The organism is Lysinibacillus sphaericus (assembly GCF_015844675.1).
GTDB classification, from domain to species: domain Bacteria; phylum Bacillota; class Bacilli; order Bacillales_A; family Planococcaceae; genus Lysinibacillus; species Lysinibacillus sphaericus_E.
Window position 1 is genome coordinate 24,304 of the sequence record NZ_LDGC01000096.1, and the last position, 13,081, is coordinate 37,384.

Sequence of the window (13,081 nt, forward strand, 5' to 3'; positions counted from 1 at the left end):
TATAAATTCATTTATTGTTATAATATGTTATCATTATTTTAGTAAAACGACCTATTTTTATGAAACAAAAAATAGAGGAAAAATGAACTAAAAAGGATGATGACTATGAAAAAAATCCAACAATTATTCCAAAGTGAAGATGGAAATATCGAACAAAGAGAGAACTTTTTAACCCTATTAGAGAAAATTGTTACATCATTAGATGCATTAAAAGATCCACAAACAACGACTCTTGGACCGATGAAAGAACGCTCTGACAATTTCTACAAAGAGTTAATGCAAGAAAATCAAGTACCAGTTTCAGGTGTCGGGCTTGATCAAGTTGTAAATGAATTAACGAAATTGATGCAAGGACATCCTTACCATACACGCAACTTTGTAACAAATGTTTTGCCAATGGCCAGCATTCCTGGAATATTAGGCCAGTTTACAAATGCTCTACTTAATGGTAACAATCTATGGGATGTATACGGACCTGCTGCCGCGGAATGTGAGGTAAAAGTAGTTGCAATGATGTCGAAGTTAGTTGGCTACGACTATACACAAAGCTTTGGTTACACAACGTGGGGCGGACAAGGGGCTGTTTTCAGTGGGCTTCGTCTTGCAATCGCTAAACAATTCCCTAACGCAAAGGAAGATGGCGTACCTAATAATTTATATTGCTTCGCTTCAGAAAATGCTCATTACAGCTTATTAAAATCAATTGAAGCAGTCGGCATCGGTAGCAAGCATTTAATTCGTGTTAAAGCTGGACAAGATCATTCAATGGATATCGAAGACTTACGTTTGCGTATGACTGAGGTTATCGAAAATGGTGGCATTCCAGTGTATGTAGTTGCTACAACAGGCGCTACAGATCAATTTGCTATTGATGATGTACAAGCAATCAAAAATGTTACAACTGAACTAGAACAAAAACATTCCTTAAAGCCTATACATATTCACGCTGATTCAGCTTTAGGTGGTTTTTACGCATTTTTCAACGATTATGATTTTAAGGCAAACCCACTACAGTTCGAGACTGATGTTTTACAAGGACTTGAACAAATTAGAGAACGTATGCAATATCTACCTATTGCAGATAGCCTTTGCTTCGACTTCCAAAAGCTTGGTCAAACACCGTATTTAACAAGCTTATTCTTAATAAAAGAAGGAAAGCATTTACAGCTATTAGATATTGATGACTTCGACACACCTTATGTAGGTAATCGAGGCTATGGTTCTTACCATACAGGCTATACATTAGAGTGCTCTCGTATGGGTAGTTCAATTGCTATTTATGCTGCATTACAGGCATTTGGTAAAGAAGGCTACCAACAAATATTAGCTAATTATGTACGTGTAAATTTAGCGTTCCGTGCGCAGTTAGCTGAGAAAACGCCAATGTTACAAGTAGTCAACGAGTCTAATATTGGACCAGTCACAGCCTTCCGTTTATATCCAGAAGGAATGAATTGGAAATCTGAACAGTCAGATAGCTATACACAAGATCAGATTGAATATATTAATGGTCTAAATGCTTCTTTATTTGAAATTATAGGAGAAGGTCGCGACGAAGTATTTTTCGGTGATACAACACGTGTCTGCACTGTCAATACTAGCGATACAAAACAACAAATTCCAGTCGCTGCTGCAAAATTCTTTTCAATCTCTCCTTATACTGAGACAGAACATATTAGTGATATGGTTCATTTCTTACAACAAAAGGTGAAAGTATTGGAGGCTGCTAAAGTTGAGTATAGTCAAAAAATTTAAAAGCTCGTTACTCTATAAATATATTGCAAGTTTTACTATTCCAATTGCTATTATTTCTGTAATATTTAGTATCGTATTATTTATTACATCTTATCGGATCATCGATAATTTTGTTATTACACAATTTGAGTCAGAGTTAGAAATTATTTCAAAGGTAATTTTTGATGATATTGACATAAATGATGTCAAAGCTGCAGATGAAGGCGATAAGGATAAATATGAAGACATATTAAAGGAATTAAATGAAACTCTTAAAGAGTATGATATTCAAAATGCCTACGTTCTTTCCCGGGCAAACGGTAAGGAACATATTGTGGCATTAAGTGATAAAGATGATTATCAAGAGAGCTATGTTTTTAGCCAGGACATGAATGATGCGCTAGATAATGGAACTGTTCAATCCAGTGATATTTATGAAGATGAATACGGAATTCATAAATCGATTTTTTTACCATTTAAAGATACTGATATTCTTTTTGGTTTAGATATGGACGCTTCCTTTATTTCTAAGCTTCAAACAGAAACTCTTTGGATTTGTATCATCATGACTGTGATGTTTTTGATATTCGGTATTATTGTGGCTTATGTCATTAGTAAAGGCATTATTAAACCAATTAAAAATATGACTAGTTATGTTGGTAAGGTGGCACAAGGAGACTTAGCTGTTGAATCACTTAACATAAAGGGTTCTAATGAAATTGCACAGCTTTCAGATGGCATTGAAAATATGACAGAAGACTTACGCTCACTAATTCAGCAAATTGCTGAAAATGCTGAGCAAGTAGCTGCTATGTCCGAAGAGTTATCTGCGGGCTCTGAGCAAACAAGTGCATCGATTCAACAAATCACATCTTCTATGCAAGAGGTAGCTGCAGGATCAGAAAAGCAAACTTCCTCTATTGAAGACGTAGAAACTCATATTACGACAATCTCTACAAAGATGTCAGAAGTTGTATCGACTGTAAATGATGTCACTACAAAAGCATCTAATGCATCTTCTATTTCAGAAAAAGGTAATACGACGATTCAAAGCGCTACAGAAAAAATGGCCTTAACATCTAATGCTATTCAAGAGACTTCAGATGTTGTGAAACGTTTAAGCACTTATTCAAATGAGATCGGCGACATTGTCACTTTAATTAACGAAATTACTGATCAAACAAATTTACTCGCTTTAAATGCATCTATTGAAGCAGCACGTGCGGGTGAGCATGGTAAAGGCTTTGCAGTTGTAGCCGAAGAAGTGCGTAAATTAGCTGACCAATCTTTAGCAGCGACGAATAGTATTCGAACACGTATTGAGACGATTAAAGAAGAGTCTACTCAAGCTGTGAAATCTATGGAGATTAGCAGTAATAATCTTGCTGAAAGCTCTACTAGCTTTAATGAATCAGGTGTAGCCTTTAAAGAAATATATTCGAATATTACTTCATTAACTCAAGAAATGGATTATGTCAATAATATCATTTCTAACATTAATGACGGGGTTAACAACATTGCATTTTCTGTTGAGGAAGTTGGTGTAATAGCCGTTCAAGCTTCTGGAAACATTCAAAATGTGGCTGCTGCTTCTGAGGAACAATCAGCTAGTATTGAGGAGATTACGGCGTCTTCAAATAATTTAGCTGAGATGGCACAACAACTTCGTACTATCATACAAAAATTTCAGCTGTAAGAAATACTAATAAAAAATCCGCTATGCTTTCTGTAGGTGAGTTTCTACCAACAGAAGTTTATGCGGATTTTTTCATTGACTCTTAAAAGTCTTTTGATGCTCTCTTCTTCATCCATGTAAGCGTTTCTTCTAGCCCTACTCTATACGAAGTACTTGGTAAAGCGCCTATTTCCTTTTCTAATTTCTCCCCACTTAAAATGACCGGTTCTTCTGTTAAATACAAGATTTCAACTACTTCTTTCATAGAAGGAGCAAATATTCCAATCAGCCTGATCATGCCTTTAGAAACTGTACGAATACCCTTTTTGTAGCCAGTAATGTCACGTAAAATTTTCACTAGTTCTTCCCCTGCAATTGGGTGAGCAGCTGGCACATTCCAATTTTGATTATATGTGTCGTCTCGCAAAGCAAGCTCTACCATAGCCTTTGCTCCATCAACTGTATAAAGAAATTCCCTTTTCACTTGCATATTCCCTACAAAATTAGCTTTTTTATCTTGCGCAACACTTTTTAATGTTTCATAGAGTATTGTGTTCTCTGCATTTGGTCCGTATAAATCAGGAAAATGTACAATTAACGAGGGTGCATTACTGTTTTTTAATTTATTTTCCATCGTTAAGCGAATTTTCCCTTTTTTCGTCTGTGGTTCCTTTTTAGCTTGCTCTATTACAGGGTTTGTCGATTGTCTTCCATATGCATAAATATTATCTACAAATGCAATCTTCGCTCCTCGCCTCTCGGCTATGTTAATCACTATATCTAAGCATCTCAAATGGAGCTTTTCCCAATCCTGATACGGAAAACTAATAGCATGAAAAATAATATCCACACCGTTTGAAGCTCTCATCATGTCCTGTTCATTAAATACATCACCTGAAATGATTTCGACATTTTTGTGCTGCCGAAAAAGTGCAACTAACTTTTTTTCATTTCTAGCAAATGCCTTCACCTGTATATTTCTATTAACTAGTTCATTTACAAGCGCATAACCCATACCACCAGATGCTCCAATAACTAATGCTTTTTGCAAACTAGATTCCTCCTTTAATTAACCACTGGTCAAATAACTGTTAGAAGAAGGCTCTAGAATTTTTTCTAGAGCTACTCTCTATAAGTTAAAGCCTTCATAAGAAATTTTGCATGTACATCCACTGCTTCTTTCGCTTCCTCATAATTTTTTACATAATGACGATAATGTGCAACAAACCCATGAAGAGCAATAAATGTAGAATGTATATCTGAAATCAACAGTTCTGTCTTTGATAAGGATCGTACAGATTGTGCAAATTTTTCATAGCTAAGGTTTGCGGCCTCTTGCGATAGCCCATCAATTTCGCTATCCCTCATGATAAACATTAATTCATACTGACTTTGATTATTTAAACCAAATGCCATAAAGCCTACAAAAACATTCAGCAGTTTAGTATTATGATCTTCAGGACCGTTCATATTTTCATCTAAAATATTATTTAGTTCAGAAAAATAATCACTTAATATCGCATAAAATATTTCGGCTTTATTTTTAAAATGATAATAAATAGCCCCATGACTACAACCAAGCTCTTTAGCAATACTACGCATTGATATTTGCTGAAAATCCTTCGTGATAAATTGCTTATGAGCCTCATTTATAATCATTTCTTTCGTCAAATCTTTTGTTGATGGCTTACGTGGCGACATAGTACCCTCCTTATTGACCAGTGGTTAACAATAAGTATAAAAGCATTTTCATTTTTTGGCAATAGTTACACAAAAATATAGTAATTCAATAAAAACAACCCCGTACTACTTAACTGTAGGGGGATGTTTCTAACGATATTAAATAAGGCTCTTCACAACTTTTGAAATAACAGCGCCTTCAGCTTGCCCAGTTAATAAAGGTTTTGCAATTTTCATCGCTTCACCCATGTTCATTCCTTTTACAACGCCAGCTGCCACAAGCTTTTCTGCAATTTTTTCTTCAGTTAATTGCTCTGGTAAAAATGATTTTAACAGAACTAATTTTGCTTCCTCTTTTTCAATTAAGTCAGCTCGACCTGCATTTTGAGCACCCTCAAGAGCCTGATTTGTTTGCTTTACTTCACGATTTATAATAGCCATTTCCTCTTCAGACGATAAAGCTTCTCCCTTTTCTTTTTCAGCTAAATCTAGAGCAGATTTCAAAAGTGTTAATACGCCTTTTGCTAATACATCCTTTTCTTTCATTGCCTTTTTTAATTGTTCAAATACTTCAGTTTTTAACAATGTTTTCACTCCTTTGTCCGTTTATTATACCATAAAAAAATACCGTAACCTTAAAGGATACGGTAGCGTGTGTCACGGAATTATGCCGAAGCATAATTGATACTATTTTAATTGTTTAAGCATAGATACTTCAGCTTTTGTCGTTATTACATCCGATGATAAAATATCAAATTTTGCATCTACAAGATCAATTTTTCGACTTAAATTTTGTTCAACTTTGTCTAATCTTTTTTCCAACGCTTCGTGTTTTTCTTCTAGTCTCTTTTCAACTGCATCGATTTTTACTTCTAATCTCTTCTCAACTGCTTCGATTTGTTGTTGGAGATCCGACTTTATGTCTTGCATTTGCTTTGAAAGCTCTAAAATTGCTTGAAGAATCGTATGTTGGTTGACTTCTTGTTCCATTTTTGAGTTCCTCCGCTCCTTTATATTTATTACATTTATCTATTAATTTCACGCATTAATCACAATAAAAATAGGTAGAGTTACATAAGCAACTCTACCTGTCATTCTATCTACGATTTATCTAAAAGTCAAAGTGTTAAAAGATGGAAATTGTCAAGTATTCATCCGTTAATTTCACTTGATAAAATCGCATTGCTTTATATTCCTGTATATGTCAACAGGTACTTACAATCTTCTCAAATTGCCCTGGCACGAAGTATTTTACTATACTTAAGCTGACTACATTAGTAATATTTAGTGATTTATTAATCTCTGCCATTTACCCAATAAACAAAACCAATAACAGCTCCACCAATAATATTCCCTAGTGTTACAGGCAATAAATTTGAAATGGCTCCACCAAACGATACTAGTTCACCATGAGGTATGAAGAGAGCAAGAGAAAACAATGTCATATTTGCTATACAGTGCTCAAATCCAATTGTGACAAAAGGGAAAATACAGCAGAAAATCATCGCTAATTTTCCTGCCTCTGTTTTCAATTTATACGTACACCATACGGCCAAGCAAACAAGTAAATTACATAAAATACCTCGTAATAAAAGTTCAACGAAACTAGCATTCATCTTAGCTGTAGCAAGTTTTTCAATGTAAGCTGCAGTATCTCCAACTGCTAGCCCCGAGTAGAAAAATAACGCTGCTGCTAAAAGAGAACCAAAGAAATTACCTATGTAACTAAACGACCAAATACCCAACATCTCTAATGGAGATGATTTTTTTGATAGTGTACTAACCGTTAAAACTAGATTATCACCAGTAAATAAATTTGCCCCAGCCATCATAACCATACTAAGCGCCACACCAAATGCTAACCCTTGTAAGATTTTCATACTTGGTACTTCAGTCGGACTTAATAAGCCGCCAATAGTAGTGATGAGCAAAATTCCAAATCCGATAAAAAGTCCACCAAAAATAGCTAACAAGAAATAATTAGCAGACTTATGCTTCATCATGTTAATTTTTGTTTCAGCAGTTATACAAACTGAAGAAATTGTTTCTTTCATACTTTCATCTCCCAAATAACATCAAGCTAACTTAATAGCTCTTTTTTACGGTTGATCTCAAATAGTCTCCTAGTTACTACTCAAACCAACTTTTATACAAGGCTACATTTTAACAAATATTATTCCAAAATATCGTTAATTAGCAAATTTAAAGTAAATTCCTCCAAATAAACATATATTTATGCACTTTAAAGATTACTTTATATCTACTATTAGTGCATTTGGATTAAAAAACTTTAATTAATCAAAAATAATGAAGGAATTTCTTTCTGATAAGACACCCATTTTAATACACTCGGCTAACTTTCGCATAGAAGCATTGTCAATATTACTCCCCTTACCTCAGGAAAAATTAATATACATATATGATTCATTATTTTTTTCTATCATTAGATTCAATTTTTCTATCAGGTGTTTTATTGCTTATATGGATTTATCATGATATGATTCCATCAATTCCTATAAAACAAGTAAGTTAAGTAGGTTAAATTGAAGGGGTTGATTGTGATGGGTCAAATTGTAACGAATAAGATCAAACAATCTATTACAGAATTAATCGGTCATACACCACTATTAGCACTTAATCAGTATATAAAAGAGCAACAGCTAGAAGCCGAAATTATCGTAAAGCTAGAGTATTTTAATCCTGCTAATAGTGTGAAGGACCGTGTTGCTAAAGCGTTAATTGAGGATGCTGAAACTCGTGGTGTATTAACAAAAGATAAAACAATAATCGAAACAACAAGTGGCAATACTGGTATTGGTCTAGCAGCAATTGCAGCAGCAAAAGGCTATAAGCTTCGAATTTACATGCAAGATGGTGTTAGTGAAGAGCGCACAAAGGTTGTAAAGGCATACGGAGCAGAGGTTGTACCATTTTCAGATGTCCCAGAAATGGTAACTGCTTTTGAGGAAACAGAGGGTGACTTTGTTGAAACGAATAAAGTATTTCGAGAAACGGTCGTTGAACGAGAAGAAAATGTTGTGTTTTTAAATCAGCTTAATAATGACGCCAACCCAAATGTTCATAGGTTAACTACTGGTCCTGAAATTTGGGAGGATACAGACGGACAAATTGATATCTTTGTGGCATCAATCGGCACAGGTGGTACAATAAGTGGTGCTGGTGCATACTTAAAATCTAAAAATCCAGCTATTCAGATCATTGGTGTAGAGCCTGCTATTAATTCCATTGCAACCGTTAATAATCCAGATATCATTGAAATTACAGGTGTTCATCGCTTCTCCGATGCAAACGAGGTCCGTGTACCATCGAATGTTCATTTAGATATAATTGATGAAGTACTTGAAGTAGAAACTACACAAGCTTATGAGGCTACACGCGCAGTTGCGAAATCAGATGGTATTTTAGTAGGTACTTCATCAGGTGCTGCTATATTTGCCGCCACAGCTCTTGCAAAACGTGCAGAGAACAAAGGAAAACGAATTGTCGTAATCCTACCTGATACTGGTCTGCGTTATTTATCAACTGATTTATTTTAGCATCACAGTATGCTTAGATTTTTTTAGGCTAGCCACACTATTCATAAAAAAGCTGGGACAAAAGAGTTTCAACTAACAAAAATACCGAACTATCCCTATGAAACGCTCATGAAGTGTTTCATAGGGATAGTTCGGTTTTTATATTTATTTATAACTTGTTAAAAAAATCTTTCCTTTAGTAGTTTTAGATGATTCAACAGCCGTTATCGCGTTTTTAATGTCTAACAAATCATAATGAGAATCCACCGTCATCATTTTTAATTTATCACTATTAACTAGATGGATTAAGTGCTGAAATGTACGTTGCCATCTTTCTACCGATACTTGCTTATTCCAATGACGCAAATGGAACAGATTCGCATTTACATTTGCCTCTTTAACGATTCTCTGCCAATTCACTTGCACACCTGATAAAAGACCAATGGCTAAAAAGTTCCCTCCAGATTTCAGACAAAAAGCAAGATCGTTGCCCGCTGTCCCTCCAATAGAATCAATAGCAGCATCAGCGCCCCGACCATTTGTTAGTTCCATTACTGTCTCATAAAGAGGTGCTTTGGAAGTATCGATTACATAGGAAGCACCTAGCTGAATTAAATCGTCAGTATGTCTATTATTTCTCGTAACCGCGATTAATTGAAAACCTAACAATTTTGCTAGCTGAGCAAATATGTGCCCAATTGCGGAACCGCAAGCATTGACTATTAAAACATCATTTGGCTGCAATTGTAATATGTCTGTACATGTTACCCAAGCTGTCATTGGGTTGATATACATTTGTGCTGCAGTAAAATCATCTATAGTATCTGGAATGGGTACTGCGAATTCTGCGCTTGTTTTTACAATTTCCTGCCAAGTTCCCTCCCCTCGCAAAGGTAATACACGCTTTCCAATAAGATTCTGAGAAACACACGGGCCTACAGCCTCTACAATACCTACCCCTTCATAGCCAGGAATATTTGGCAAAGAAATTCGATGAGCGTAACTCCCCCATATTGGTATTAAATCAGAAGGGTTAATAGGTCGTGCCAGCATTCGAACAAGAATTTCTTGTTTATGAGGAGGTTGAATTATTTTATTTTCAAACTTCAAAACTTCCCGAGGGCTTCCAAATTCATATAATTTAATGCTTTTTGCTTTCAAAAAATTAACTCCTTTATATAGCAGTTTTTGTGACTACTCCAAAATGAAACCTTTCGGGGAGCTTTCTTAATCCTCACCGAGCGTTTCAGCCTGTTGTTTAGTGTAATCCTATATACTCCTCTATTATTGGATTTACTTCACTTAAGGAGATTCGGTCGTAAAACATCTCCTTTGTACTTATTTGCCTTACTTTACTTACTACCATCTGGTGCGTTTTTTGTAACACAATTCGTTCACCGTCAATATCGATTGTTGCTGTTGCAAATAGCACAAAGAAAAATTTTTGTGCATGATGGTGATAATGATTAACATCAACTGTTTTTTAGCAGCCATACGCTCATAAATAATACTGAGATCATTATTTTTCACTAAATGCCATGCATCATATGGATCTCCCCATATTTAATGTTCTGTATACTAATTTGCTAAATTTCAAAGCTGATCTACCTGAATTCTGAATTATTATGGATATTTACCTGATAATTCTATAAAATATAAATAAGGGTAATAACTTTTAAAAATCCTAAGCAGTAAGGAGTGAGAACGTTGAATATCCAAAAACAATTGTTGGGCACTGTTCTCGGATATATGCTTGCAATCGTAATTGCATACATCTTTTTCGATTATTTTTCTTGGTCGTTTACTCTAGGTTCTTTTATAGGTATTTGTTTATTTGCTCTAATCTTAATGTTCATCAAAAAGGGATAAATCCCCTACTCATAATGTAATTTAAACCTATTTCGAATTTGTTTGCACTCATAATTTCATATGAAATAAACTGACCATTGTAAAATAGTCCAAAGATTGTCCATATGATAGGTGCATTCTGTGCTTTCGTCATTAGTTGATATGTATAAAAAGGAATGCCCCTTTTCTCTGCTATTTTTCAAATCATCAATAACACCTACTGCAAACAGACATTGGCCAACATAAATTTGGATATAATTCACCTTTCCATCCGCCTCTTTACTTACCAAATTAATCCTGCTATTGTATAGTTCATCACCAAACTTATAACGTGACATACATTTTAACGAATGCCATCCCAAACTTTTTATGACGACCCTATTTTATTATATCGAAGGTAGATAACGGATAGTAATTTCTTTTCCTTTTTACTATTATCTAAAATTTATCGCAAATATGAACAATCAAAAACGGAACATTATTAGAATGAGAATACCCATCATATAATTTGGAAGCGAAATTTCCGATTATAAAAAAGGAGGAACAATGTATGCAATATAAAATCTTACAGGAGCTAAATGAACATAAAAAATCTTTAATTAATAATAAGCTTTACGAATACAATTTAAATCACTTTCCAAAAGATTTAAGAGGCCGATATCAAGAAATCAACCTCTTCCTTACAGATGAAAATGACCAAGTCCGTGGTGGCATATTGGGAGAAATTTGTTGGAATTGGTTAGAGATACATACACTTATGGTCGATGATGAAATTCGCTGATTAGGTTATGGCTCTAAATTATTAGTAGAAATCGAAAAAATAGCTTTGAGTAACAACTGTGATTTCATAAAGGTCGATACTTTAAGTTTTCAGGCTTTAGATTTTTATGAAAATCACGGATATCAAGTTTACGGTACATTGGACAATGTTGGAAGGGATTATATGCACTACTATTTAAAAAAGGATCTTTCATAAAAATCTCCTAATATACTGTGTTTTATTCAATAATCCTCTATATAAGGTATCAAGAAGTTGTAGTTGTAATTATTTAGTCTTCATTATGTTTTACAATTACAACTTATTTAATGAATATATATCGTGAGTTTTATTAAAAATAAACGATTCCTTTTCCTTCATAAAACCATTTTTTTCAGCCACACGAATTGAAGGTCCATTTTTCGGGTCAATAATACTTATTAATTTTTCTAGCTCCAAATGTGCAAATCCATATTCCACACAACCTTTAGCTGCTTCAGTTGCATATCCTTTAGACCAATATTTTTTATGAATATGGTAACCCACTTCAACTTCATTTTTTCCATCAACTATTTGTTTAACGAGGCCACAATCTCCAATTAACTCCTTCGATTCTTTTAAACAGACAGCCCATAAACCATAACCATCTTCTCGATATCTTTGTTTATTTTTCTCAATCCAATTTTTAGTTTGTTCTAAATTAAATGGGGACGGATAATATTTCATTGTTTCTGCATCTGAAAAAATTGTGTAAAGGACTGAAATATCCTCATCATTAAACTCTCGTAATTCTAACCTTTCCGTTTCCGTAATTATCAAAATCATTCCCTCCTTAAATGTGGAAATCAATTTTCCTCACTCCCTAGTTTATAACAATATATACCAGTGCTTCAAAATCTGAGGACGTAATTTATTTTTAATGTTTATGTAAGAATTTAGTTTCTTAGGAATATATTAAGGTAAACAAGCCGATGCTCTATTAACTCCCTTTCAATGTAGGGCTCATAAATTACGTATTTCTTGCCATTAACATAATAAATGAAACTACTACATTAATTTCTCATTAAACAGATAGTGAAGAGATGCTAAGTATTTCACCAAATTTATTGATGGAGGGACAGTGAATGCACCTACAAAGTAAATCGTCTTGGTTACTTGCATTATTAACCCTAGTAGCGGTTATTTCAGTCTATTCTTTGACAAATTCACCAAAACAATCGAAAGAGGAGACTACATTCAGAGAAGATGCAGATCAAAAAGAAACTTTACAGAATGTGATAAAGGAAGTATCCTCTCCAAGCCCGTTATTTGAAGAAAAGCGCCTACAAGTTAGTAACGAGAGAAACCAGCTTCGCCAAAAGTTAACGCAACAAATTACGTCAGACCAGTATTTTGTAGAAGATAAAAATAAGGCTTCTATTGAAATAGATACTCTCAATAATGAAGAATCTACCGAAACCATACTAGAGATGCAAATCAAGACATTAGGCTATCCCGATGCTTTAGTACAAATCGAAGGCGAAAAAGTTTCTGTAACAGTGATGGCAAAGGAACTATCAAAATATCAAGCAAATGAAATTATCTATATGGTAAAAAAAGAATACGAGGAGGCAAATGTGCAAGTTAAATTCGGCGCAAATAATTATTAAAAGAAACCGGGTTTTCGATATATAAAAAACTTACAAAAAATCGTTTATGTGTCAAGCAGAGATAGTTTTTGATAGCATGCCTGCTCTCCAATAAAATTAACAAAATTAAGTCATGGTTGTTTTCATATAAAGACAAAGAAAAGTAATATTTATCAAGTAAATAGCCCTTCTCACTTACCTTCATCCACATATCCTAGCGATA

Annotated in this window: 12 protein-coding genes and 1 pseudogene; 5 read left to right on the forward strand and 8 right to left on the reverse strand. The window is 34.3% G+C overall.

What is annotated here, in order from left to right:
- The first annotated feature begins 105 nt into the window (after nt 1–105).
- Nucleotides 106–1,755: a pyridoxal phosphate-dependent decarboxylase family protein gene (locus ABE34_RS24185; RefSeq protein ID WP_197144938.1), complete on the forward strand. Its 1,650-nt coding sequence runs from the start codon at nt 106–108 to the stop codon at nt 1,753–1,755.
- Nucleotides 1,733–3,430 (forward strand): methyl-accepting chemotaxis protein, encoded by a 1,698-nt coding sequence (locus ABE34_RS24190; protein ID WP_197144939.1) that lies wholly within the window; start codon nt 1,733–1,735, stop codon nt 3,428–3,430. Before ABE34_RS24185 ends, ABE34_RS24190 begins: the two co-directional genes overlap by 23 nt.
- An 82-nt stretch (nt 3,431–3,512) precedes the next feature.
- Here ABE34_RS24190 and ABE34_RS24195 read toward each other — a convergent pair whose 3' ends face one another.
- The 5 genes from ABE34_RS24195 to ABE34_RS24215 form a co-directional block, all read right to left on the reverse strand.
- Nucleotides 3,513–4,460 carry an SDR family NAD(P)-dependent oxidoreductase gene (locus ABE34_RS24195; protein ID WP_197144940.1) on the reverse strand — a complete coding sequence of 316 codons (948 nt, stop codon included), beginning with the start codon at nt 4,458–4,460 and terminating at the stop codon, nt 3,513–3,515.
- A 71-nt stretch (nt 4,461–4,531) separates the two neighbouring features.
- Nucleotides 4,532–5,110 carry a TetR/AcrR family transcriptional regulator gene (locus ABE34_RS24200; protein WP_197144941.1) on the reverse strand — a complete coding sequence of 193 codons (579 nt, stop codon included), beginning with the start codon at nt 5,108–5,110 and terminating at the stop codon, nt 4,532–4,534.
- Between the two features lie 138 nt (nt 5,111–5,248).
- Nucleotides 5,249–5,674, reverse strand: a complete 426-nt coding sequence (locus ABE34_RS24205) for a GatB/YqeY domain-containing protein (protein WP_197144942.1) — start codon at nt 5,672–5,674, stop codon at nt 5,249–5,251.
- Between the two features lie 102 nt (nt 5,675–5,776).
- A complete protein-coding gene (locus tag ABE34_RS24210) occupies nt 5,777–6,079 on the reverse strand; it encodes a DUF5320 domain-containing protein (protein WP_197144943.1) in 303 nt (100 codons plus the stop codon).
- Between the two features lie 305 nt (nt 6,080–6,384).
- Nucleotides 6,385–7,143: a formate/nitrite transporter family protein gene (locus tag ABE34_RS24215; protein WP_197144944.1), complete on the reverse strand. Its 759-nt coding sequence runs from the start codon at nt 7,141–7,143 to the stop codon at nt 6,385–6,387.
- A gap of 507 nt (nt 7,144–7,650) precedes the next feature.
- Between ABE34_RS24215 and ABE34_RS24220 the strand changes: the two genes are divergently transcribed.
- Nucleotides 7,651–8,646, forward strand: a complete 996-nt coding sequence (locus ABE34_RS24220; protein WP_197144945.1) for a PLP-dependent cysteine synthase family protein — start codon at nt 7,651–7,653, stop codon at nt 8,644–8,646.
- Nucleotides 8,647–8,790: 144 nt separating this feature from the next.
- Here ABE34_RS24220 and ABE34_RS24225 read toward each other — a convergent pair whose 3' ends face one another.
- Nucleotides 8,791–9,786: a zinc-dependent alcohol dehydrogenase family protein gene (locus ABE34_RS24225; RefSeq protein WP_197144946.1), complete on the reverse strand. Its 996-nt coding sequence runs from the start codon at nt 9,784–9,786 to the stop codon at nt 8,791–8,793.
- A gap of 694 nt (nt 9,787–10,480) precedes the next feature.
- A complete protein-coding gene (locus tag ABE34_RS25320) occupies nt 10,481–10,627 on the reverse strand; it encodes a YoaP domain-containing protein (RefSeq protein WP_241747224.1) in 147 nt (48 codons plus the stop codon).
- 396 nt (nt 10,628–11,023) lie between these two features.
- Between ABE34_RS25320 and ABE34_RS24240 the strand changes: the two are divergent.
- Nucleotides 11,024–11,449 (forward strand): annotated as a pseudogene (locus ABE34_RS24240) (GNAT family N-acetyltransferase).
- 96 nt (nt 11,450–11,545) lie between these two features.
- Here ABE34_RS24240 and ABE34_RS24245 read toward each other — a convergent pair.
- Nucleotides 11,546–12,049: a GNAT family N-acetyltransferase gene (locus ABE34_RS24245; RefSeq protein WP_197144947.1), complete on the reverse strand. Its 504-nt coding sequence runs from the start codon at nt 12,047–12,049 to the stop codon at nt 11,546–11,548.
- A gap of 305 nt (nt 12,050–12,354) precedes the next feature.
- On the opposite strand from ABE34_RS24245, the gene ABE34_RS24250 reads away from it, so the two are divergent.
- Entirely contained in the window at nt 12,355–12,879 is a 525-nt protein-coding gene (locus tag ABE34_RS24250) for a SpoIIIAH-like family protein (protein ID WP_197144948.1), read from the forward strand.
- The last annotated feature ends 202 nt before the right edge of the window (nt 12,880–13,081 follow it).